The following is a 21,241-nucleotide window of genomic DNA, read 5'->3' on the forward strand; positions in this document are numbered from 1 at the left end:
AGCTTAGCGCAGGAACGCAACGATTGGCATCACCAAGGGCGACATTTGTGCCCAACTGCCGCGCGCAGCTGTCGACCTGATCAGGGCTGATCCGCGGCGCGCAGCCGAACGGGGCATCGGACTTTGTGGCCGGGCGCCGCCAGGTCCAGCCCCGGACGCGCCGCAGAACAGGCCGCTTCGGCCAGCGGGCAACGCGTCACGAACGGGCATCCCGCTGGCGGATCCAGAGGCGAGGGGAGATCGCCTTCCAGAACGATGCGCTTTTTGCGGTCACGCAACGTGGGATCCGGCAGCGGGATGGCGGACAAAAGGGCTTGGGTATAGGGGTGGACCGGGTTTGCAAAAACCGCGCTGGCAGGGCCTTCCTCGACCACCACACCCAGATACATCACGGCCACCCGATCGGCGATGTGGCGCACCACGCTCAGGTCATGGGCGATAAACAGATAGCTAAGTCCCAATTCCCGCTGCAATCGCATCAACAGGTTCAGGATCTGGCTCTGGATTGAGACGTCCAGCGCGCTGACCGGCTCGTCGCAGATGACCAGCTTGGGGTTCAGCGCCAGTGCCCGTGCGATTACGACGCGTTGCCGCTGCCCGCCCGACAAAGCGCCCGGACGCCGGTCGCGTTGATCCGGGTTCAGACCGACCAGCGCCATAAGTTCGTCAACGCGCGCCGCGATGTCGGGCTTGGCCCAGCCATGGATGACCAGAGGTTCGGCAATGGACTGTGCAATCGTGCGTCGCGGGTTCAGGGCGCTGACCGGGTCCTGAAACACCACCTGCATCTCACGCCAGACATTCTGGCGCGCGGCGGCATCCAGACTGGCAAGATCCTGTCCTTCGAACAGGATGCGCCCTTCCGTCACCGGGGCAAGCCCCAGAACCGCGTTGCCGGTGGTGGACTTGCCGCATCCCGACTCGCCCACAACAGCCAGCGTTTCATTGGCTTCGATGGTCAGTGAGACCCCGTCGACCGCGCGCACTGTACCGCGACCGCCACCGAACCGACCGGTGCGGACAGGGAAATGGACCCGAAGATCTTCGATCTGCAACAGGCTCATGCGGGGACCTCGGCCGGGTGGAAACAGGCGACGCGGCGGGTGGTGTCGTCAAGTTCGGGACGTGTGCGGCAGGCATCGGACGCGCGATCACACCGGTTGCGAAAACGGCAGCCTTCGGGCCAGTCGCGCGGGCTGGGCACATTGCCGCGAATGGCAAAGAGCTCGCGTTTGGGTGGATCATCCAGACGCGGGATCGTCTGCAACAGCATACGCGTATAGGGGTGTAGCGGGGTTGCAAACAATTGCGTGACCGGGCCCTGTTCGACAACCCGTCCACCATACATGACGCAGACGCGATCCGCCAGTTCGGCCACCACCCCCATATCATGGGTGATCAGAAGGATGGCGGTTCCGGCCTCGGCGGCCAGCTTCCCCATCAGTGCAAGAATCTGAGCCTGAATGGTGACGTCCAATGCCGTTGTCGGCTCATCCGCGATCAGCAGGCGCGGCTGCGAGATCAGAGCAGCGGCGATCATGACGCGCTGGCACATGCCACCGGACAATTCGGTCGGCAGTTGCTGTGCGCGGCGGGCGGGATCCGGGATGCCGACCCGCGCCAGCATGTCGATTGCACTTTGTCGCGCGGTGTCGGGGTTGGCCCGGCCATGCACGATCAGGCTTTCGGCGACCTGTTCACCAACACTCAGCAACGGGTTGAGCGATGAGACAGGTTCCTGAAAGATCATCGCCAGATCGGCGCCACGCAGGTCTTGCAACTTAGCGTCGGGCATCGCCGCAAGGTCTTTGCCGTCAAAGACAATCTGGCCCTCTTGGCGTTCCAACCCCTCGGCCAGCAGCCCCATGATCGACAGCGCGGTCAGGGATTTGCCAGATCCGCTTTCGCCAACCAGCGCCACAACCTCACCCGGATTGACGTCCAGCGTGACGCCATCAACCAGTGAAAGATCGCCCGCAGTGATGGCCAGATCCTGAATGCGCAGCAAGCTCATGTCGCGGCCACCGCTGCGGTCCAGGGAGAGGTCGGATGAACCGCGCCCGCATTGGCCGCACCACCCGCGCCTCGCTGCACCAGCGAGGGGATGGCGAATTGCACGGGATAGAGCGAGTCTTCGGTAATCTGCACCGGATGCCGCGCCGAAATGGCCGAGGCGGTATCGGCCGCGGCGCGACGGTTGACCAGAATGGTGGGCGTGCTGGCATCAATCCGGGGATGATGCAGCGCGGCTTGGGCGGTTAGCCCGCGGTCAATCATCTGCGACAGGATCTGAAGCACTGCGGGAAAGATTTGCCGCCCTCCAGCAGCCCCGATGGCGATGTCGGGGATCCCGTCGCGGGTGGTGATCACCGGTGTCATATTGGCCAAAGGCCGTGCCCCCGACGCGATAGAGTTGGGCTGACCGGGGCGTGGATCAAACCACATCATGCCGTTATTCATCAGCAATTCCAGCCCAGGGGCCACTACTTTGGATCCGAACCGAGACAGCAGCGTATTGGTCAGCGACACCATATTGCCGGCCGCATCCACTACTGAGACATGGCTGGTACAATCCCCACCCGCCGCCGCATGGCCCATTTGTGTCAATCGGTCTTCATAGGCCGACCGGATGGCATCAGCATAGGCCACCGCCAAATCAACATCGCCGAACGTGGATAGGGGCTGTGGTTCAAGCTTGGAAAGCGCGGACAGAAGTGAGGCCCCACCGGACAGGCCCGGCATCGTGTGCACCACCCGGTCGCGATAGGCCAGTGTTGCGGGCGCAGACCATTGCGGCGCATAGCTGCTCAGATCCTCTGCCGTAAGTTTAGCGCCTATGTCGGAAAGGTCCGCCAGCAGCTGGGCTGCCACCGCGCCTTCATAGAAGTCCCGCGCACCGTGTTTGGCCAAAGCGCGCAGCATCGCGGCCTTCTTGGGCAGGGGCAGCACTTGCCCGGTGGGATCATCTGCATCATGTTTCAGTCGGGCAGGATCCAGAAAAACCGCAGCCGCCGCCGCGTTGCTGGACAGGCCGGGTGTGTCGATGGCAAAGGCCAGCTTTGCAAACCAGTCCACCCGCATTCCACGTTCGGCGACGGCAATTGCCGGGGCCAGCGCCTCGGCCCAGCTGAGGCTGCCATGGCGCGACAGAGCTTCGGCCAGCCCGGCAACCGCGCCGGGCACGCAGATGGAATGGGGCCCGATCAGATTGCGATCACCTTCGACCGAGGGCCAGTTGAACCAGTCGCCCCCTTCTCCACCGGTCAGCGGATAGTCGGATACCGAAATGCCGCGCGGCGCGCGCAGGTTGAAATCCAGCGCTTCGATCTGACCCGCGGCGCTGGCGTGCAGCAGGAACCCGCCACCGCCCAGCCCGGAAAGCCAGGGTTCGACCACCGACAATACGCAGGCCGCGACCACGGCAGCATCCATCGCGTTGCCTCCGGCAGCCAGTACATCGGCCCCGACCTGCGCGGCCTCGAAATGCTGCGCGGCCACGATGCCGCTCGCGCTTTGCACGGCCGGTTTGCTGACATCCCAGAGCGGGCCGGTTTCGTGACCTGCCGCTTGGGTCCGGGCGTCACTCATGGCCTGTCCTTTCATTGATCGGTGTCACCGTTTGCGAGGTAACCTCCAGCCCGCCCACCGTTTGGTGATGTCGGGCGATCTCGCCACATGTGGTGACCCAGACGGTTTCATCCGCGCACAAAGGCTCGAACAGATCCGACAGCAGTTCGACCCGCGCCGCGCGGCCCGAGATCCAGTCATGAACGGTCAGCATGAACAGCCCACCGTCGCGGATCTGGGCCCGGGCCTCATTGGTCCAGCGGGCACAGATCTCGGCTTCCGAGCGTGGCGGGCGGTCACCTGCGCCCAGGAACTTGAAAAAGATCGCGTCATCATTGTCCCAACGCACCGGCAGTTCGGTGACCCCGTCAATCTGGTAGGGCAGATCATGACCCATCAGGCTGGAATCCCACAATCCGTGTCGCCGCAATTCCGACAGCATATGGGGTGTCATTTCCCACGCAGGTGAGCGAAACCCGGCAGGGCGCGTGCCCGTCTGCGCGACAAACAGCTCGATCGAGGCCTCAAGCGCGTCGGTAAACTGCGCGTCCGAAGTCTCGGATACGATCTCGTGATAAAACCCGTGCAGCCCGATTTCATGACCGCGTTCGATCAGGCTGGGCAGCAGGTCGGGGTTGTCCTTGGCGACGATGCCGGGCACGAAAAAGCTGCCGGGGATGTTCAGACGGTCCAGCATGGCGACCATGCGCGCCAGCCCTTGCCGCATGCCGTATTGCCGGTGCTCAAGCGCCGCGATGCCGCTGGGGATCTTATCGCGATGCTGCCACAGCCAGGGTGATGTGGCGTCGACATCCACCGTGAAACATGCGGCGGCGCGATAGCAATCGGGCCAGGGATATGGGGTTGGGTTCCAGTTCACAGCGCGCTCTTTTTGGCTTGGTAAACATCCATGGTTCCGGCGGAATTGCCGCCATCAACGGCCAGCGAGGTGCCGGTGATATTCTTGGCCGCCGATGAGGCCAGGTAGAGCGCAGCCTGCCCGATATCTTCGCTCTGCGTCTCTGCCCCCAGCGGGATCGCGGCCATGACGCGGTCGATATGTTCCTGGCTCAGCTCGGACACTGCCGAGCCCGCGGCAAAGCTCGGTTCCAGACAGTTCACGCGGATCCCGTATTCGGCCAGCTCAAGCGCAAAGCCCTTGGTCATCCGGTCCAGCGCGGTTTTCGACATGCAATAGGTCACCGCCGTGCGCCGCATTTTGCGTGCCGCACCAGATGAGATATTGATGAAAGAACCGCCTTTGCCCTGCTGGATCATTTGCAGCGCAAAGCCGCGCATCAGCACAAAAGGCGCGCGCAGGTTCAACGCCATGATCTGATCCCAGTCGGAAACCTGCATGTCCAGCAGGAAGGACGAGGGATAGATGGCGGCATTGTTGATCACCACATCCGGCGCCCCCCAGCGCGCGGCCACCGCGTCCAACAGCGTTTCGGTGCCAGCATCGGTGGTCAGGTCAGCGGCGACGGTAAAACCGCTCAAACCTTCGGTGCTTAGGTCAGCCGAACAGACCTCGGCCCCGGCATCGGCAAAGCTTTGCGCCAAAGCACAGCCCATGATCCCTGCGGCCCCGGTGACCACAACTTTCTGGCCGTGAAACTCGGCTCCGAAATTCATTTCTAACGTCCTTTTCCAATTTGGTCGCTGACCCGGTCGCCGATCAGATTGGCGCTGAGCACCAGCAAAAACAGGGCCAGCCCGGGGAAGGTTGCGATCCACCAGGCGGTTGCCACATAGTTGCGCCCGGTTGACAGCATCGCGCCCCAGCTTGCGGTGGGCGGTTGCACGCCCAGGCCCAGAAAGGACAGCCCGGCTTCAAACAGGACCATCAGTCCAAATTCAAGCGTCGCGACCACCAGAAGCGGGCCGATGATGTTGGGCAGGATGTGCAGCGCCAGAACGCGCGGCGTTGTGGCGCCCATCGCGCGGGCCAAACGAACATAGGGGCGCTCGGCAATGGCCAGGGTCTGACCATAGGCCACCCGCGCATAACGCGGCCAGCGGGTGAGGGCGAGCACCAGGATCACGTTGAAAAATCCCGGACCCAGAACCGCGACCATGATGATGGCGAGCAAGATGGCCGGGATCGACAGGAAGATGTCGACGAGGCGCATCAACATCGCTTCGACCCAGCCGCGCAGATAGCCTGCGGTCATGCCTACAGCCACACCGACAACGCCCGACAGCAGCACTGACAGCACCGCCACCGCGATGGAAACCCGCGCGCCATGGATGACACGGCTCAGGATATCGCGGCCAAGCTCATCCGTGCCCAGCCAGAAGGTTGCGGCATTACGGCCTTCGTGTCCGGGTGGTTTCAGCCGCCCCAGAAGGTCCTGCCGGTCCGGGTCAAGGGGTGCGAGCGCGGGCGCAAACAAGGCGCACAGCACAAGCGCAGCCAAAAGCCAGGCAGGCCACCAGGTCAGATAGGGTCGTGCGTTCATGTGGTGCCGCTCAGTTTTACCCGGGGATCAACCACGGAATAGAGTATATCTGCCGCAAGATTGGCCCCGATGGTGACAAAGGCGCCCAACAGAACAACCGCTTGCACGACAACGAAATCGCGGGCGGCGATGGATTGGACGGTCAATTGCCCAAGCCCGGGCCAGGCAAAGACCGTCTCCACGATGACTGCACCCGCCAGCAGTTGTGACACTTCCAGCGCGGTGATCGAGATGACCGGGATCATCGCATTGCGCAGCAGGTGTCGCCGGACCAGCCGTCCGGTGCCGACACCGCGCGCGCGGGCCGAGCGCACATAGTCCTTGCCCAATTCATCAACGACCGAGGCGCGGGCAATCCGGGCAAAGGTCGCCAGCGACAGCAGGCCCAGGGCAATTGACGGCATGATCAGATGCGCCAATGTGCCGGTGCCCGAGGACGGCAACCAGCGCAACTGCACGCCGAACACCAGGATCAGCATGATGCCAGACCAGAATGTCGGCAGCGATTGGCAGGCCAGAACAAGCCCCATGCTGTAACGCGACACGCGGCTGCCCCGCTTCAGCGCCATCAGCAGCCCCAGCGGCAAGCCGATGACCAGAGCGCCGAACAAAGCCCCTCCGGCCAGTTGCAGCGTCTGCGGAATGCGGCTGGCGAGGATGTCCCAGACCGGCGCGTTCTGAACGAACGAGCGGCCCAGATCCAGCCGCACCATGTCACCCAGAAAGGTGAAGTACTGAACCCAGATCGGGCGGTCGAGGCCAAGCGCGCTGCGCATGGCCTCGATATCTGCCTGCGTCGCGGTTTCGGGCAGCAGCAAGGTCACGGGGTCTCCGGTGAGACGCTGGATAAAGAACACCAGCGTCACCACACCAAAGGCCGCGATCAAAGCCTGCCCGCTGCGATGCAAAGCAAAGCGCATCATTATTCAGCGATGCTCATGCGGTTGAGGAACATGCTTTCGTTGGCCGTTGGCTCGAATTCCAGATCGGCGGTTCACCATAAAGCACGGCAGCCTGATACATTGGCAGCAGGTAATAGTTGTCGCGCACTATCTGGGACACTTTGTTATAGGCATCCTGACGCACGGCCGGGTCCAACGATACGCGGGCCTTTTCCAGCAATTCATCCAGTTCGGGCACGTTTACCCGGCTCCAGGCGCTGTCGGAATGCAGGGTCGGATAGGCGATGCCATCCGCGTCCTGACACGCACAGGACCAACGCCCGAAGCTAAGCTCACTGTTCTCTGCCGGCTCGGACCGCACGATGCCCAGATAGGTCGGCATATCGGTCATCGAGATCGACACGTTGAACCCCACATCGTTCAGCATCTGCTGAACCGCCTGCACGATGCGCTGATCAAAGACAGGCGCTGTTGCAAGCGTGGCAGGTGTCTGGGCCAGATCGGCATTGGCCGCAACGATCTCGCGCGCCATGTCGGGATCGTATTCGAACAGCGGAAGATCAGGGTTATAGCCGAAATGCGCCGGGCTTGCCATTTGCGCCATCGGCACCTCACCGGCTTGCAGCAACCCTTCGGTGATGCCCAGACGGTCAATAGCAAGGCTGGCCGCTTTGCGCATCTCAAGATTGTTGAACGGTGGTTTGTCGAGGTTCAGACCGACATAGCCCACACGCTCGGTCGGGGCGGACAGAACCTTGACATTGGGGTTCGAGGCCAGCTGCGCGCCCGCATCGGCATCGATGCTGACAACAAGATCAGCGGTACCGGCCTGAAGGTCAGCCACCCGTGTGGCTGCATCGGGAACCGCTCGGAAGATGGCCTTGTCAAAGGGTCCGGCCTCGCCCCAATAGGCATCATTACGCGCCAGTGTGACCGACACGCCGCGATCCCACTCTTCGAACGTGTAAGGGCCCGAGCCCAGCGGGGTCGCGTTGAACGCCTCATTGCCCACCGCTTCGACAACATGCTCGGGTACAACCGACAGTTTGACAAGCTGCGCCATCAGGGCCGGATAGGGGCCATCGGTGGTCAGCTTGACCTTGTTGCCATCAACGACTGCGGCCCCGATGATCTGGTTGAATTGCCCCAGCTGTGGCGAGGCGAAATCGGGGTTGGTGATCCGAAGAACCGAATAGACCACGTCGGACGGCTCCAACGGCTCACCATCGTGAAAGGTGACATCGTCGCGAATGGTCAAAACCAGCTCGGTATCGCTGACCTGTTCCCATTCGGTGGCGAGTTGGGGGACAATTTCACCTGCGTTGTTGCGGGTGACCACATTGTCGAACACATTGCGATAGACGTAATAGCTGTCGGGGTTCCACTGCAGATGGGGATCCAGCGACGACGGCTCGCCCGCCAGATCGATAGTAATGTCGCGCGCAAAGGCTGGCAGGGCAAAAAAAGCCAGTGCCACACCGGTTATTAGTCCTTTGAAGGTTGAAGTCATGAGGGTCTCCTGTTGGGGGCAGCTGTTTGTTTGCTGCGCGCAATGACCCCGCTGCCGGGGGTGAGAGGAGCCTCGCTTTTCAGGAGTTGGCGAAGGAAGAAGGCCTCTTGCGCGTCAATAAGGGAAAGCCGGGCCGCAGCCACGGCTTCGGCGTCTTCGGAAAGGACCGCTTTGACCAAGGCATTGATGTCATCGCGGCGAAAAATTGTGCTGTCGGCTTCATCTTCGAGAAACCGGGTGATGCGTGCGGTATGATGCCAGAGCTTTCGAAGATGCCGGGCGGTAAATGGATTGATGGCGCCCAGCAACAACCCATCGATCCGGTCGACATAGTGCCGGAACGAAGCGATGGCAGCGGCTTCATTCCGAGGGTGAAGCGCTTCGATCACATCGGCGATATTCTTCAACTCGGCACGCGCCTGCACATCCAGACGCGCGGTCGAGAGCATAGGTTCAGCGATCCGGCGCGCTTCAAGAACCTGACCGATCAGCGCGCCGGTGACCGGCAGGATCAGCCAGCCGGTGCGGGGTTGTGGCAAAGCCCAATTGTCATATCCCAGACGCGTCAGCCCGGCCCGTGCCGCCGCTCGGGTCAGCCCGAACCGCTCCATCGCATCCGCTTCGGTCAGAATTTCGCCTGGCCGGATTTCACACCAGATCACCGCATCCAAAAGCCGGTCTTCAGCGAACCGCGCCTTGGCCTCGGGTGCCGGGGGCGCCCCGTCTTCCGAGCCGGAACGCAAAAGAGGTGAGCTGGGATCATACATGAAAATTTCATCCTTTTCGAACTGACATGTTGAAAAGACCTAATTGACATTTCAAGAAAAAATACACGGGCCGACACTACAGAAACTAGCGCCAAACTTCCGGGTCTTTCACCGCGGTTCGGCATTAAGTCTTTGATTTAATGATGTTTAGTGGTCGTGTTTCAGCCGGATCACCGCCCCAAAGTCAGTGCGGCTTGTGCGTAAAGAATAGGCAACTCGACCGGTCGGGCGTAGGTCAACAGCACCGTGCGGCTGCAAAAGCGATTCGGATTCGGGAAAAACAGCAGCAATAGCCAGCTGCGTCACACGCTGGACAGAAGGAGGCTTGTTTCGCTGTTTGAAACGCCGTCGATCATCCTGACCTCGCGCAGCACGCGGTCGAAATCGTGCAGCTTGGCCACGCGCACCTCGGCCACAAGATCCCAGTTGCCATTAGTCGTATGCAGTGCAAACAGCTCGGGCATCCCGCGCAACGCGCGAATGACCTGGCTGGTGGATTTCCCAACAACCTCGATCATCATGATCGCACGGATATAGTCCTCTTCGTAGTCCTCGCGCACGCGCGCGGTAAAGCCCAGCAGCGCACCGGTGTCCAACAGCTTGTCCATCCGGCTTTGCACCGTGGCGCGGGTCACGCCAAGCAGATCAGCCAGTTTTGACACTGGCGCGCGGCCATCGCGCCGCAGCAACGCAATCAGCCGTCGGTCAAGATCGTCATAGATATGTTTGCTTTGACCAGGTCGTGTCATTCTTGGCTTTCTGTCAAATTGGGGTGCGCATTATGTATATCGGCTGATCCCATCATCTAACAATTAGCTCATTTATCCTGAAATTCTAACAGGCGATACTGTCAAAAACGAAGAATCGAAGGTGCCTCATGACAAAGCCATCCCCCTCTGAACTTGCATTTGTTCCCTTTGTCAGCGTCGAAAACATGATGCGGCTTGTGCATAGCGTCGGCATCGAGGCGATGCTGGAAGGGCTTGCCGCCTATATCGAAGACGATTTCCGCCGGTGGGAAAAGTTCGACAAGACCCCCCGCGTCGCCAGCCATTCGGATGTCGGCGTGATCGAGCTGATGCCGACCTCGGATGGTGAGGCCTATGGGTTCAAATATGTCAACGGGCATCCCAAGAACACCAAGGAAGGGCTGCAAACGGTCACGGCGTTTGGCCTGTTGGCGGATGTCTATACTGGCTACCCGGTCCTGCTGACCGAGATGACCATCCTGACCGCGCTGCGCACTGCCGCGACCTCGGCGATGGTGGCCAAGCATTTGGCACCCAAAGGTGCGACTTGCATGGCAATGATCGGCAATGGGGCCCAGTCCGAGTTTCAGGCCACGGCGATGAAAGTGCTTTGCGGTATCGACACCTTGCGTCTTTATGATGTGGATCCGAAAGCCACTGAAAAACTGGTGCGCAATCTGACCGGGCGCGGGTTCAACATCATCGCGTGCAACACGCCCGAAGAGGCCATTGAGGGTGCTCAGATCATCACGACCTGCACCGCTGATAAGCAGAATGCGACCATCCTGACGGATAACATGGTTGGCGCGGGCGTGCATATCAATGCAATCGGAGGCGACTGCCCGGGCAAGACCGAGTTGCACAAAGACATCCTTGAACGCTCGGACGTCTTTGTCGAATACCCGCCGCAGACACGGGTTGAGGGCGAGATTCAGCAAATGCCCGAAAGCTTTGCAGTGACCGAAATGTGGGAAGTTATCACCGGCGCCAAGCCCGGCAGGACCGGTGATCGTCAGATCACCCTGTTTGATGGCGTGGGCTTTGCGATCGAAGATTTCTCGGCCCTGCGCTTCATTCGTGATCGCATCAAAGGCACGGATTACTTCCAGGATCTGGATATGCTGGCCGACCCCGACGATCCTCGCGATCTGTTCGGTATGCTGTTGCGTTCGGCGTGATCAGGCGAGAGGCTATTCAATGGAAAAACCCAGCATTCAGGCACCGTCTTCGGTGATCATGATCCGTCCGCACCATTTCTCGGTGAATACGCAGACGGGTGACAACGTGTTTCAGGCCAACCCGCCAGCCGATGGGGATATCGCGCAGCAAGCCTATGATGAGGCGACGCGCTCGGCCGAAATCTTGCGTCAGCATGGTGTGCTTGTGCATGTGTTCGAAGGCGAAGACCCTCGCACGCCGGATTGCGTGTTCCCGAACAATTGGTTTTCGACCCATGCGGGTGGTCACGTGGCTGTTTATCCGATGAAAGCGCCAAACCGGCGGTTGGAGCGGCGCACGGATGTGATCGAGTTGCTCAAACAGGAATACCGTGTTCAGGACATCATCGACTATTCAGGGCTGGAGCAGGACAACCTGTTCCTCGAAGGCACTGGCGCGATGGTGATCGACCACGCAGATCGCGTGGCCTATGCGGTGGAATCCGACCGGACCAGCCCGATCTTGCTGGAACGGTTTTGCACCCATTTCAACTATGAACCCATGGCCTTTGCCGCGACCGACCGGCGGGGCGTGCCGGTGTATCATTCCAATGTGCTGATGTGCATCGGAACCGACTATGCCTTGATCGGGGCCGAGATGATCTCTGATGAAAAGCGCCGCCAGGAAGTTGTTGATCGTCTTGCCCAGCCCGGTCGCGAGGTGATTGATCTGAGCCACGATCAGATCGAGGCCTTTGCAGGGAACGCGATTGAACTTCAGGGGAAAAACGGTCGCATCCTGGCCCTGTCGCAAACGGCGTTTGATGCGTTGTCCGACGGGCAAAAGACAATTATCGAAAAAAGCGCCGGGCTTGTTCCGCTGCCGATCCCGACCATTGAAATGGCGGGCGGCTCGGTCCGCTGTACGATAGCGGGGGTCCATCTGGCGCGCCGCTAGAGAATGTGAGAGGGCGGGTTCTTACCCGCCCTTTGTCAATTTGCATTAGGCCAATGTGACGTCTTTTGCGTAAGTCTCGCGAAGCTTGGTCTTGACGATCTTGCCGGTTGCGTTGCGCGGGATTTCGTCGACAAAGATTGCACGATCCGGGATTTGCCATTTCGCGATCTTGTGCCCATACATTTCCAGAACCGCAGCCTCGCTGAGCTCGGCCCCATCCACCAATTTGACCAGAATGACCGGTCGTTCATCCCATTTGGGGTGCGGCACCGCGATGGCGGCGGCATCGGCGATTTTCGGATGCGCCATTGCGATGTTTTCCAATTCGACCGATGAGATCCATTCGCCACCCGATTTGATCAGGTCCTTGGACCTATCCAGAATGGTGACAAACCCATCCGCGTCGATACTTGCGATATCTCCGGTATCGAACCATCCGTCCTGCGTGAACGAGGCGTTGTTGCAGTACATCCAGGAGGATCTGGCTTTTGGCGGGGTCGGGGCCAGTGGGATGGGTGCGTATCACGGCAAGGAAGGGTTTGATACGTTCAGCCATTCAAAATCGGTGTTTGAGCAAAGGGGGATCGGGCATCTGACCGGCACCAAGCTGCTTTATCCGCCGTATGGTCCGGTTGCCAAACTGGTGCTGCGGGTGATGGGGGCCTGATTTTTCGAGCCCAAATTTCCAGCGATTTGGTTAGTCAGTCGATCAATCCACGAGCGCGCGCTTGGGTTTGGAAATCAGCCCAGGCGTCTGGGAACCCCTGAAGCGGCCAGTTCAAAGACCGTGACACGCCCTGCCGGTCGCGAAAGTCAAAGAGGAACGCGCCGCCCTGTTGCATCTGTGCGATGATCGTATCCGCTCTGCGCCCATCGAACCGGCATCCCAGACCTGTCAAACAACCCGGCCAGAGGGTGCGCCAAACGACCGTTTCGTCTCGTTCGATCCTGAACCCGTTGGGGGCAAAGAGCGTGCCGGGTTCGATCCCGAACTCGACCTCGTAACCCTGTTCCTGCGGTGTGATGAAGACAAATTGACCGCCAAAACGCGGACGCTCTGAAAAAACGTCGACCCAACGGATATAGCAGCGCTGATTTAATTGGCCGTCTTCGGGTCTTTCGTCACAGATCGACTTCCAGATACCAAACGCGCTGTAATGGGTATTCACCCAATTGCTGGCGGAATCATTTCCTTGCAAATCCTGCGCCGTGGCAGGAGCGGCCAGAAGTGTCAGGAGCAACAACAGGGTTCGCATGACTGAGATCATCAACTGCCGGGGCCAAATGTTTCGAAATGAATATGCTCGGGCGCGACCCCCAACGCTTCAAGCCCGTTGCGGATATCCGCCAGAAACGCCGCAGGACCGCAGAGCATGTAGTGGGCATCAGGCCCCGCGTTCAAACCGATCAAGCCTTCGGCTGTAACCCGCCCCTCGACATCGTAGTCAGAGCCCAGAACATCATCCGGGCCCGGGCGGCTATAATGAACCTGGCGCAGCACATTGTCATGTTGGGCTTCAAGCGCGTCCACCTCATCGCGCAGCGCATGGCTTTGTTTGTTGCGGGTGCCGTGGACATACCAGACCGGGCGCGTATCGCCTGCGGACGCATAGAGCATGGACAGCATCGGTGTCAGGCCGACCCCGGCGCTGACCAAGACCAGCGGGCAATTGCTGCAAGGGATAACAAAGTCGCCCGAGGGTTTATGCGCCTCAAGATAGGCGCCCTCGGCGGTGGCGTCATGCAGAAAGCGTGACACCAGCCCCATCTCTTCTCGCTTGATGCTCAGCCGATAGAAATCGCGCACGGTCGACGGACCGGACAGTGAGTAGTTTCGCGTTGACGTGCCTTTTTGGCCGGGGATCTGCACTTCGATGGGCAGATTCTGGCCCGCCTCAAAGCTGTCCAGGGGGCGGCCATCAACCGGAGCCAGATAGAATGATGTAATCTGATCTGTTTCCTTCACCCGCTTGACCAGTTTCAACCGCCGCGACAGATGGTCTTGCTTGCCCCAGCGGAGGGACAATGCCGCAGGGCGGTCGAGCACAGCGTCGATTTCAACATCAATGGTCCGGAGCGCATCCGGGTCATGGGCGTTGCGCCCGTCCCAACCAATCGTCGCGCGGCCCGAGATATGCAGCAGGCCGCCGGTATCGAAATCGACAAAGACCAATCCGATATGCGGGTCATTTGTCAGATTGCCGATGGTGTTGAAAAAGTTGTTGCCGGGATAGTCGGGGATCTGCAGATGCGTGCCGTCGATCACATGCACAAAACCGGCGATACCGCCGCGATGTGAGGCGTCATAGCCGCGCGAAGGCGCATCCTCGCCCGCCATATAGCCTGACCCGATGAACATCGTATCCGACCGACCGATCAGATTGACCTGCGCGTCGCTCAGCGCGGTGGAATGCGCCGCAACAGGTGGGGTGGTTTTTTCGACCCGTTCCCAGACGCGTTCGTGGATGTATTGCGGGCAATTGCCGAACGACTGATGGATGTCGATCGTATAGCCCTCCTTGGACCGCTGAACATATCCGCTGAACCGGTTGCGGCGGCGGGTCGCAAGCTCGATCCCGACCACGCCGATATTGGTCCCTTGCGCAAAGCTGGACGCGAGGGGGTCTGTTTCGTCCAACTCGGTTGCAAGGGTAATTCGGTGCGGATCAGGGGATCGGATGAAGTTTTCGGGACCGTCGATCAGGGTGACCCAGGTCCGCCCGTTTTGGTCGCCACCAGCGATGACGAAAAAGGGCAGTTGCTCAAAAAAATCCCGATGTTGTTGAGGCATATAGTCCCGAATGAAACCCGCGGCCCATTTGGCAACATCACCGACACCGGCCCGTTTTTGGGCCTTTAATTCGCCGGTATGAAAGGGGTTGGTGTCGGAGGATTTCAACATGACGGACCTTTCAGGGTTAAGAGGGTGTTGGGCGTCGGGTGGAGAGATTGGCCGACGCCCATCGTGCTTAGGCCAGTTCCGGGATCGGTGACGCAGCCATCGGGACGAATTTGTCTTGGCTTTCCACCCGGTTCAGCCAGGCGCGAATATTTGGGTAGGGAGCCAAATCGACACCGCCCTCTGGTGCATGGGCGATATAGCTATAGGCTGCCACATCCGCGATTGTGATTGTGTCAGTTGCCAACCAGTCGCGGCCGTCCAGATGCGCGTCCATGATCTTGAACAGGTCGTGCGATTTGGCGACCGAGGCATCATGATCAAGCGGTACGCCAAAGACCTTGACCAGTCGGGCAGCGCAAGGGCCTGAATAGATGTTGTCCGCCGCGATGGTCAGCCAGCGTTGAACCTCGGCTGCTTCTTTTGCGTCTGTGGGCATCCAGTCAGACCCAGCGGCATAGGTTTGCACCAGGTAGACAAGGATCGCGTTGCTATCGGCTATGGTGTGGCCGTTGTCATCAATCGCGGGCACCAATCCAAACGGGCTGATTCTCAGATAGTCCGGCGCTTTGTGGGCTCCGTTGGCCATGTCGAGATCGATTGTCTCATAGGAAAGTCCCAGCAGGGCCAGCATAAGTTCCACACGGTGGCAGTGGCCAGATTTTGGGTTGCGGTAAAGTTTGATGGGAGAAGTCATTTCACTTCCTTTTCAGTTTATTGCCGTTTGCCGGCGACTAAAGTCCGAGATCGCTCAGGCCCGGGTGGTCGTCAGGGCGGCGGCCCAGCGGCCAAAAGAACTTTCTCTCTTGCTCTTTGATCGGCAGTTCGTTGATGGAAGCGTGGCGGTGGGCCATATATCCGTCTTTGTCGAACTCCCAGTTTTCATTACCGTAGGCACGGAACCAGTTGCCGCTGTCGTCGTGGTATTCGTAGGCATATCTGACAGCGATCCGGTTGTCGGAATGTGCCCAAAGCTCTTTGATCAGGCGATAGTCCAGTTCCTTGTTCCACTTTCGTGTCAGGAAGGCCTCGACCTCTTCGCGGCCCTGAGGAAACTCCGCCCGGTTGCGCCATTTGGTATCCGGCGTATAGGCGAGCGCGACCTTTGCGGGATCGCGGCCGTTCCAGCCGTCTTCAGCCAGTCTTACTTTCTCGCGCGCGGTTTCGGCGGTGAAAGGAGGTAATGGGTGACGAGGGGGTTCACGGGTCATTTCAAGTCCTTCGAAAAGTGCTGTTTCGGCTTTCATCATCTGCCCAGAGAAATAGTTAAAACTATGAAACGACGTAATAGCCTTCCAAGGAAATATATTATTTTGTAAAACGATAATAATAAGAGGGTTTAGTGGATTATGGATCGAATACGGTCTCTTGAGGTTTTTGTAGCTGTTGCCGAAGCAGAAAGCTTTGCGGGTGGTGCGCGTGTCGTAGGCCTAAGCGCACCATCGACGACCCGTGGTGTAAACGCTTTGGAAGAACGTTTGGGTGTGCGCCTGTTCACGCGCACGACACGTCGGGTGCGATTGACGGATATTGGCAAGGCCTACTTGGAAGACGCTCGACATGTTTTGGCCCAGTTGCAAGCAGCGGATGATGCGGCGTCGGGTGCGGCCTCAAATCCTTTGGGCCTTTTGCGCATTACTTGTTCAAACGAGTTTGGACGGATCTATGTCACACCTATTCTGACCGATTTTCTAGATACTTACCCTGATGTTTCGGTCGAAGTTCTGATGGTAGATCGCATCGTCAACATGGTCGAAGAAGGGTTCGACATCGCTGTTCGGCTTGGGCAATTGCCATCGTCTGGTTTGTCGGCTGTTCGTGTCGGGCAAGTCAGGCGCGTTGTCTGCGGTGCTCCGTCGTATTTCGACAGATGTGGCGTGCCGCAAACGCCCGAAGACCTACGTGAGCATCAGGTTGTGTCAGCTTCTCCGGTGAGCCCTGTAACTGATTGGCGCTTTGGGACAGAAATGCAGCACTCCGTGCGCTTGCATCCAAGACTGGTCGTAAGCAGTGTCGCTGGCAGTATCTCGGTCATTAAGCGCGGTTGGGGGCTCAGCCGCCTTTTGTCCTACCAAGTCGGTCCCGAACTTGAGTGCGGGCAGCTAAAGACGGTGCTCGAAGATTTCGAGCCCGATCCTCTTCCGATACATCTTGTTCATATCGAAGGACGCCGCGCTGCTGCGAAAGTCCGAACCTTTATTGATTTTGCAAAAGAACGGCTCAGGTCCGAGGCTGCCCTGAACCGTAACCTATAGAGCGTCATCATCGAAACATATCGGCCGTTCGCTGCTTTGTGGGCAGTTGAATGCAACGATCAAGCGGAACACTGATGTTGTCGCGCTTTCAGCGCACCAACTGCCCCGTGTCACCCTGATGGATGGTTCCGCCCGAAACCACTTCGACGTAAACACCCATGTCCATATGCCCAAGTTCTTTGCGCAAAAGATATGGAAGTTTAAGATCACGCTCTGCGGTTTCGGGGTTCACTTCGGTTGCAGCGCATCGTTTTGTGCGCGAAATCAGTCGCAAGGTCGCGTCGCCGAATTTGAAGGACGCACCGACTGCTTCTAGTTCTTCAAACGGGTCCAGGCCGTCGATTTCGATATTCGCGCGAAAACGGGCTGGGTTCAGCTCTGTTCCCAGGCGTTTGCCCAGTTCTTTGACCGATGCGATGTTAACGACTGAAATTGCGTTCATCATCACAGGCGATACAACCGAAACGTCGGTAAAGCGATGAGGGGCAGAGGACACGAAAACAGGCGGCTCGGGGTCGCTGAGTTGCAGTTCGTCAAAAAGAAACGTCGCCGCCGCGATGCGACCGTCCTGAGTCTGCATATCGAAAGACGAAATTTTCTGACCAGAATTGATTTCCAACTGCTGAGTGTTCGAGTTGAACTGCGTATCAAGACCGGCCAATGCGGCTTCCTTCAGCAGGACAACGAAACGATCTTTTGGCAACGGCTTGGGGTTTTGTGGGTCAAAACCCGAGTTATGGCGTGCAAACCCATACAGACGGTCACCGGGAATGCCGTCTCCTGCGGTAAGTTGAACAGACTCAAGCCGTTCTGCGCTGAGCCCTTTGATCGGGAAGCGGTTAATGCGTGTGATGGTGATATCGGTCATCTGTTGTCCTACCTTGCGTGCGGTTCGGGAACCGGCAGACACTGAGGCCTGCGCAATCTTGTGGATTTGAATGAGGGCTTCGTACACTCATTTCGTTGCAAATGAAACGAATACTTGGCGATTGTAACGGCTTGGTTACCTGGTCTGTGCTGCTTTGTTTTGGAAAAAAACGTTTTCGGATCGCAATCTGTGCCTTCAAACCGTCAGCAGAGCAGAGAGCTGTTTGGCAGCAGACATGAGTTTTTCGACATGTGTGACAGCTTCTTTCATCGACAATCTTTGTTCGGGGGCATGAAAGGAAAGTGTGGAAACCAAGCGCCCATGGTGATCCAAGATAGGCACAGCAACCGCGATCATGTCTTCCATGAACTCACCGTTGTCGGTTGCGTAACCGTTTTTCCGGATACGTTCGATATCTTCCAGCAACGCTTGTGAATCCGAAAATGTGGCTTGCGTGCGCGGCTCAAGTGGGGTGGTTGCGACATAGCTGCGCAGATGGCGCTGATCGAGCGTGCTGAGATACATCTTGCCTGAAGCGGTACAATAAAAGGGTACGCGTGTTCCGACAGGCAGCTGAATGCGCAGCGGCCATTTGGTTTCGATCCGGTCAAGATAGATCATCTCGTCCCGGTCAGGGATGGCGATGTTGCAGGTCTCGCCAATTTCTTCGGCCAACATTGTCAGCACAGCGACACGGGCGGTTCGAATGCGCAGCGACGATAAGATACCCGTCGACATCCTGCGCAAGCGTTGACCGGGCGAGTAGGCTCGACCGTCGATCTCACGTTGGATGAAACCTTCGCTTTCCAGCGTATGAAACAAACGGTGAATTGTTGGTTTGGGTAGGCCGATGTCTTGGTTGACTTCCGTCGGAGTTAGCGGAACCCCGGCCTTTGCCATGGCCTCAAGAACAAGCAGAAGACGCAAGTTTGTTGGAATGCCTTCCTTCTTCTCTTCGTCTTTTGCCATAGTCCTTGTCTGCCTCCGGTTCGGTTCCGGGTCGATCTATCCAGACCGAGCCAGAGTTGTCGAGGGGCTTTAACTTACCTTGACCAATTCCTTTACGTGTAAGGGGGCGGATTGTGTTTGCTTACACACAATCCGCCCACCTGCGGTTTAGTTGCCGGGCAGCAGCGCTAAGGCTAGCTGCGGGACCAGCGAGATCAGGATCCACACCGACAGCAGTGCTGCCAGATAGGGAACCGTATAGCGCAGCAATCGGAAGTAGGGCACGCCCGTCACACCCGATGCCACATAGAGGTTGAGCCCGTATGGCGGTGTGATGAACCCGATTGAAGCGCCCACCAGGAAGATCACCGAGAAGTGGATCGGATCAATGCCAACCGACGCCGCAATGGGTGCCAGGATCGGTGCCAGGATGATCGTGACCGGCAAGCTTTCCAGAACCATGCCCGAGAAGAAGACGATGACCATCGAGGTGAACAGTACCGCGTGATAGCCACCCATCGAGGTCACAAAGTTCCCGATGGTTTCCTGCGCGCCCAGAAGCGACAGGATTTGCTGCATCACCACCGAAATCGCGATCAACGGGGCCAGAATGCCGGTGATCTGAGCGGAGCGGATCACGACCGAGGGGATCTCGGGGATGGTGAAGCCTTCGACAACCAGCATCTCGGCAAAGCTCTTTTCGGTTGGTGGGATATCGTCGCGCGCACCCATGATTTTGTTGATCGGATAGCTGACGAGCCCAGCGATGACACAGAAGCCAACGGTTACACCCGCAGCCTCGGTCGGCGAAAACTTACCGGTATAGATGCCCCAAAGCACAAGACCGATCGCGAAAAAGCCCAGCCATGCGCCAAAAGCGGTCTTGAGTACCCGATTCAGCTGCAGCGGGATCAGATAGCCCCATCCGTTCATGCGGCAGATGATCCAGCAGGCAAATTGCATACCAAAAACCATCAACGCACCAGGGATGATCCCTGCAACGAACAGCTCAGAGATCGGCAGGTTCATCAAAAAGCCGTAGACGATGAAGATGATCGACGGAGGAATGATGATCCCGACCGTACCACCCGCAGCAGCGGTTGCGGCACTGAAACGCTCATCATAGCCGCCCTTGACCATTTCGGGGTGCAGCATCGAGCCGATTGTGGCTGTGGTGGCCGAGTTGGAGCCCGAGATCGCGGCAAACAGACCACAGGCGCCTAGCGACGCCATGGCAAGCCCGCCGCGTATCCAGCCCAGACAGGCATAGGCAAAGTCACTGAGCCTGCGCGCGATGCCCGATTTGTTGATCAGGTCACCGGTCAGGATGAAGAGCGGCATCGCCAGAAGGGCAAAACCCTTGTTGAAGACGTTCAGCAGCTCGGCGCCCATATTATCCAGGGTCAGACCCAGAACAAAGGAACAGCCGATAACCCAATAACCGATAACCAGCAAAACGGGGACGCCCAGCATAAACAGGAACGTAACGCCCAGCGAAATTAGTGTAACCCAGGTTCCGTCAGCCATTAGTCTGCCCCAATCATTGCTTGTTTGATCAATGGCTCACCGGTTTTCCAGTTTCTCAGGTCGTCGGCGAGGTTTTGGAACACGCGTCCAACCATTAGGAAAAACGACAACGGCGCGGCCAGCAGGAACCACCATTGCATGATGTTGTCCGTTCCAAGAACGATCTGAAAGTTCGACGCGGACAAGGCAACCAGACGGATGGTTGTTACGATCACGATGACCGCAAAAACATACCAAAGAACAGCGTCCAGTATCAGGCAGGCCAACTGACCTGCGCGCGGCATGGCGCTGCGAAATTCGCTAAAGCTCAGATGGGTGCGCAGCCGGACATTATAGGATGCGCCAAACCAGGCCATAACCATGAAGAGCAGAGGAGGAATGGTCGTTGACCATGGCTCTTGATCATTGAACACAAAACGATCGATCACACCCCAAAAGATGATCAGGGCGATGGCGAGATACGAATAAACCATAACCGAACGCTCGAAGTGGCGTTCTACAAAAGGAACTTTGCGGTAGATCAGCATGATGAGGTACCCACCTATTGCCGATACCACTGCACCAACGACCCATGTCGCGTTGGATTCCAGTGCGGATTGAATTTCGAATGAATCGAAGGTGAGTAGCGCGCTGAAGATAGCGCCGACGTCTGCCCAAAAAGACATGAACCCC

At 58.5% G+C, this 21,241-nt stretch carries 23 protein-coding genes; 4 read left to right on the forward strand and 19 right to left on the reverse strand.

The window, feature by feature from the left end; genetic code table 11:
• Positions 1-80 precede the first annotated feature (80 nt).
• The 10 genes from GOW40_RS06855 to GOW40_RS06900 all read right to left on the reverse strand — a co-directional run bounded on the left by GOW40_RS06855 (position 81) and on the right by GOW40_RS06900 (position 9,957).
• Entirely contained in the window at positions 81-1,064 is a 984-nt protein-coding gene (locus tag GOW40_RS06855) for an ABC transporter ATP-binding protein (protein ID WP_171136678.1), read from the reverse strand.
• Positions 1,061-2,014: an ABC transporter ATP-binding protein gene (locus GOW40_RS06860; protein ID WP_171132883.1), complete on the reverse strand. Its 954-nt coding sequence runs from the start codon at positions 2,012-2,014 to the stop codon at positions 1,061-1,063. Before GOW40_RS06860 ends, GOW40_RS06855 begins: the two co-directional genes overlap by 4 nt.
• The gene (locus GOW40_RS06865; RefSeq protein ID WP_171230912.1) at positions 2,011-3,588 is read right to left on the reverse strand and encodes a gamma-glutamyltransferase; all 1,578 of its coding nucleotides are present in this window, start codon (positions 3,586-3,588) and stop codon (positions 2,011-2,013) included. Before GOW40_RS06865 ends, GOW40_RS06860 begins: the two co-directional genes overlap by 4 nt.
• Positions 3,581-4,447 (reverse strand): polysaccharide deacetylase family protein, encoded by an 867-nt coding sequence (locus GOW40_RS06870; RefSeq protein WP_171132885.1) that lies wholly within the window; start codon positions 4,445-4,447, stop codon positions 3,581-3,583. Before GOW40_RS06870 ends, GOW40_RS06865 begins: the two co-directional genes overlap by 8 nt.
• Positions 4,444-5,202 (reverse strand): SDR family NAD(P)-dependent oxidoreductase, encoded by a 759-nt coding sequence (locus GOW40_RS06875; RefSeq protein WP_171132886.1) that lies wholly within the window; start codon positions 5,200-5,202, stop codon positions 4,444-4,446. Before GOW40_RS06875 ends, GOW40_RS06870 begins: the two co-directional genes overlap by 4 nt.
• 2 nt (positions 5,203-5,204) lie before the next feature.
• Positions 5,205-6,029, reverse strand: a complete 825-nt coding sequence (locus GOW40_RS06880) for an ABC transporter permease (RefSeq protein WP_171132887.1) — start codon at positions 6,027-6,029, stop codon at positions 5,205-5,207.
• Positions 6,026-6,949, reverse strand: a complete 924-nt coding sequence (locus tag GOW40_RS06885) for an ABC transporter permease (protein WP_217352264.1) — start codon at positions 6,947-6,949, stop codon at positions 6,026-6,028. The genes GOW40_RS06880 and GOW40_RS06885 overlap by 4 nt, the downstream gene beginning before the upstream one ends.
• 16 nt (positions 6,950-6,965) lie before the next feature.
• Complete coding sequence (locus GOW40_RS06890; RefSeq protein WP_171230914.1) at positions 6,966-8,441, reverse strand: ABC transporter substrate-binding protein; 1,476 nt, start codon at positions 8,439-8,441, stop codon at positions 6,966-6,968.
• Complete coding sequence (locus GOW40_RS06895) at positions 8,438-9,208, reverse strand: GntR family transcriptional regulator (RefSeq protein ID WP_171136680.1); 771 nt, start codon at positions 9,206-9,208, stop codon at positions 8,438-8,440. Before GOW40_RS06895 ends, GOW40_RS06890 begins: the two co-directional genes overlap by 4 nt.
• A gap of 302 nt (positions 9,209-9,510) precedes the next feature.
• Positions 9,511-9,957, reverse strand: coding sequence for an Lrp/AsnC family transcriptional regulator (locus tag GOW40_RS06900; RefSeq protein ID WP_171132891.1), 447 nt, complete (start codon positions 9,955-9,957; stop codon positions 9,511-9,513).
• A 128-nt stretch (positions 9,958-10,085) separates the two neighbouring features.
• Between GOW40_RS06900 and GOW40_RS06905 the strand changes: the two genes are divergently transcribed.
• Positions 10,086-11,135, forward strand: coding sequence for an ornithine cyclodeaminase (locus GOW40_RS06905; protein WP_171132892.1), 1,050 nt, complete (start codon positions 10,086-10,088; stop codon positions 11,133-11,135).
• Positions 11,136-11,154: 19 nt separating this feature from the next.
• The gene (ctlX, locus tag GOW40_RS06910) at positions 11,155-12,072 is read left to right on the forward strand and encodes a citrulline utilization hydrolase CtlX (protein WP_171132893.1); all 918 of its coding nucleotides are present in this window, start codon (positions 11,155-11,157) and stop codon (positions 12,070-12,072) included.
• A 45-nt stretch (positions 12,073-12,117) separates the two neighbouring features.
• On the opposite strand, the gene GOW40_RS06915 is transcribed toward ctlX, so the two are convergent.
• Positions 12,118-12,543, reverse strand: a complete 426-nt coding sequence (locus tag GOW40_RS06915) for an AMP-binding protein (RefSeq protein ID WP_171132894.1) — start codon at positions 12,541-12,543, stop codon at positions 12,118-12,120.
• On the opposite strand from GOW40_RS06915, the gene GOW40_RS06920 reads away from it, so the two are divergent.
• Entirely contained in the window at positions 12,533-12,739 is a 207-nt protein-coding gene (locus GOW40_RS06920) for a hypothetical protein (RefSeq protein ID WP_171132895.1), read from the forward strand. The two genes, GOW40_RS06915 and GOW40_RS06920, sit on opposite strands and share 11 nt — an antisense overlap.
• A 34-nt stretch (positions 12,740-12,773) precedes the next feature.
• On the opposite strand, the gene GOW40_RS06925 is transcribed toward GOW40_RS06920, so the two are convergent.
• The 4 genes from GOW40_RS06925 to GOW40_RS06940 all read right to left on the reverse strand — a co-directional run bounded on the left by GOW40_RS06925 (position 12,774) and on the right by GOW40_RS06940 (position 16,182).
• Complete coding sequence (locus GOW40_RS06925; RefSeq protein WP_171132896.1) at positions 12,774-13,328, reverse strand: invasion associated locus B family protein; 555 nt, start codon at positions 13,326-13,328, stop codon at positions 12,774-12,776.
• Positions 13,329-13,339: 11 nt separating this feature from the next.
• On the reverse strand, positions 13,340-14,974 hold the full coding sequence (locus GOW40_RS06930) for a pyridoxamine 5'-phosphate oxidase family protein (protein WP_171132897.1): 1,635 nt from the start codon (positions 14,972-14,974) through the stop codon (positions 13,340-13,342).
• A 67-nt stretch (positions 14,975-15,041) separates the two neighbouring features.
• Positions 15,042-15,668: a glutathione S-transferase family protein gene (locus GOW40_RS06935; protein ID WP_171132898.1), complete on the reverse strand. Its 627-nt coding sequence runs from the start codon at positions 15,666-15,668 to the stop codon at positions 15,042-15,044.
• Positions 15,669-15,705: 37 nt separating this feature from the next.
• Positions 15,706-16,182 carry a nuclear transport factor 2 family protein gene (locus GOW40_RS06940; RefSeq protein ID WP_171132899.1) on the reverse strand — a complete coding sequence of 159 codons (477 nt, stop codon included), beginning with the start codon at positions 16,180-16,182 and terminating at the stop codon, positions 15,706-15,708.
• 138 nt (positions 16,183-16,320) lie between these two features.
• Here GOW40_RS06940 and GOW40_RS06945 point away from each other — a divergent pair, with 138 nt between their 5' ends.
• Positions 16,321-17,226: a LysR family transcriptional regulator gene (locus tag GOW40_RS06945; RefSeq protein ID WP_171132900.1), complete on the forward strand. Its 906-nt coding sequence runs from the start codon at positions 16,321-16,323 to the stop codon at positions 17,224-17,226.
• Between the two features lie 88 nt (positions 17,227-17,314).
• On the opposite strand, the gene GOW40_RS06950 is transcribed toward GOW40_RS06945, so the two are convergent.
• The 4 genes from GOW40_RS06950 to GOW40_RS06965 all read right to left on the reverse strand — a co-directional run bounded on the left by GOW40_RS06950 (position 17,315) and on the right by GOW40_RS06965 (position 21,234).
• Entirely contained in the window at positions 17,315-18,094 is a 780-nt protein-coding gene (locus GOW40_RS06950) for an MOSC domain-containing protein (RefSeq protein WP_171132901.1), read from the reverse strand.
• A 195-nt stretch (positions 18,095-18,289) separates the two neighbouring features.
• Positions 18,290-19,063: an IclR family transcriptional regulator gene (locus GOW40_RS06955; protein ID WP_171103856.1), complete on the reverse strand. Its 774-nt coding sequence runs from the start codon at positions 19,061-19,063 to the stop codon at positions 18,290-18,292.
• A gap of 147 nt (positions 19,064-19,210) precedes the next feature.
• Entirely contained in the window at positions 19,211-20,569 is a 1,359-nt protein-coding gene (locus GOW40_RS06960; protein ID WP_171132902.1) for a TRAP transporter large permease, read from the reverse strand.
• Positions 20,569-21,234, reverse strand: a complete 666-nt coding sequence (locus GOW40_RS06965) for a TRAP transporter small permease (RefSeq protein WP_171103860.1) — start codon at positions 21,232-21,234, stop codon at positions 20,569-20,571. Before GOW40_RS06965 ends, GOW40_RS06960 begins: the two co-directional genes overlap by 1 nt.
• Positions 21,235-21,241: the final 7 nt, after the last annotated feature.

Origin of the sequence: Ruegeria sp. HKCCA6707, from assembly GCF_013033515.1 — a bacterium.
Classification (GTDB): Bacteria; Pseudomonadota; Alphaproteobacteria; order Rhodobacterales; family Rhodobacteraceae; genus Ruegeria.

Coding starts and splice junctions, on each gene's coding strand:
- GOW40_RS06855 (WP_171136678.1), bottom strand. CDS start 1,064: ATGAGCCTGTTGCAGATCGAAGATCTTCGGGTCCATTTCCCTGTCCGC.
- GOW40_RS06860 (WP_171132883.1), bottom strand. CDS start 2,014: ATGAGCTTGCTGCGCATTCAGGATCTGGCCATCACTGCGGGCGATCTT.
- GOW40_RS06865 (WP_171230912.1), bottom strand. CDS start 3,588: ATGAGTGACGCCCGGACCCAAGCGGCAGGTCACGAAACCGGCCCGCTC.
- GOW40_RS06875 (WP_171132886.1), bottom strand. CDS start 5,202: ATGAATTTCGGAGCCGAGTTTCACGGCCAGAAAGTTGTGGTCACCGGG.
- GOW40_RS06880 (WP_171132887.1), bottom strand. CDS start 6,029: ATGAACGCACGACCCTATCTGACCTGGTGGCCTGCCTGGCTTTTGGCT.
- GOW40_RS06885 (WP_217352264.1), bottom strand. CDS start 6,949: ATGCGCTTTGCTTTGCATCGCAGCGGGCAGGCTTTGATCGCGGCCTTT.
- GOW40_RS06890 (WP_171230914.1), bottom strand. CDS start 8,441: ATGACTTCAACCTTCAAAGGACTAATAACCGGTGTGGCACTGGCTTTT.
- GOW40_RS06895 (WP_171136680.1), bottom strand. CDS start 9,208: ATGTATGATCCCAGCTCACCTCTTTTGCGTTCCGGCTCGGAAGACGGG.
- GOW40_RS06900 (WP_171132891.1), bottom strand. CDS start 9,957: ATGACACGACCTGGTCAAAGCAAACATATCTATGACGATCTTGACCGA.
- GOW40_RS06905 (WP_171132892.1), top strand. CDS start 10,086: ATGACAAAGCCATCCCCCTCTGAACTTGCATTTGTTCCCTTTGTCAGC.
- ctlX (WP_171132893.1), top strand. CDS start 11,155: ATGGAAAAACCCAGCATTCAGGCACCGTCTTCGGTGATCATGATCCGT.
- GOW40_RS06915 (WP_171132894.1), bottom strand. CDS start 12,543: ATGTACTGCAACAACGCCTCGTTCACGCAGGACGGATGGTTCGATACC.
- GOW40_RS06925 (WP_171132896.1), bottom strand. CDS start 13,328: ATGCGAACCCTGTTGTTGCTCCTGACACTTCTGGCCGCTCCTGCCACG.
- GOW40_RS06930 (WP_171132897.1), bottom strand. CDS start 14,974: ATGTTGAAATCCTCCGACACCAACCCCTTTCATACCGGCGAATTAAAG.
- GOW40_RS06935 (WP_171132898.1), bottom strand. CDS start 15,668: ATGACTTCTCCCATCAAACTTTACCGCAACCCAAAATCTGGCCACTGC.
- GOW40_RS06940 (WP_171132899.1), bottom strand. CDS start 16,182: ATGACCCGTGAACCCCCTCGTCACCCATTACCTCCTTTCACCGCCGAA.
- GOW40_RS06945 (WP_171132900.1), top strand. CDS start 16,321: ATGGATCGAATACGGTCTCTTGAGGTTTTTGTAGCTGTTGCCGAAGCA.
- GOW40_RS06950 (WP_171132901.1), bottom strand. CDS start 18,094: ATGACCGATATCACCATCACACGCATTAACCGCTTCCCGATCAAAGGG.
- GOW40_RS06955 (WP_171103856.1), bottom strand. CDS start 19,063: ATGGCAAAAGACGAAGAGAAGAAGGAAGGCATTCCAACAAACTTGCGT.
- GOW40_RS06960 (WP_171132902.1), bottom strand. CDS start 20,569: ATGGCTGACGGAACCTGGGTTACACTAATTTCGCTGGGCGTTACGTTC.
- GOW40_RS06965 (WP_171103860.1), bottom strand. CDS start 21,234: ATGTCTTTTTGGGCAGACGTCGGCGCTATCTTCAGCGCGCTACTCACC.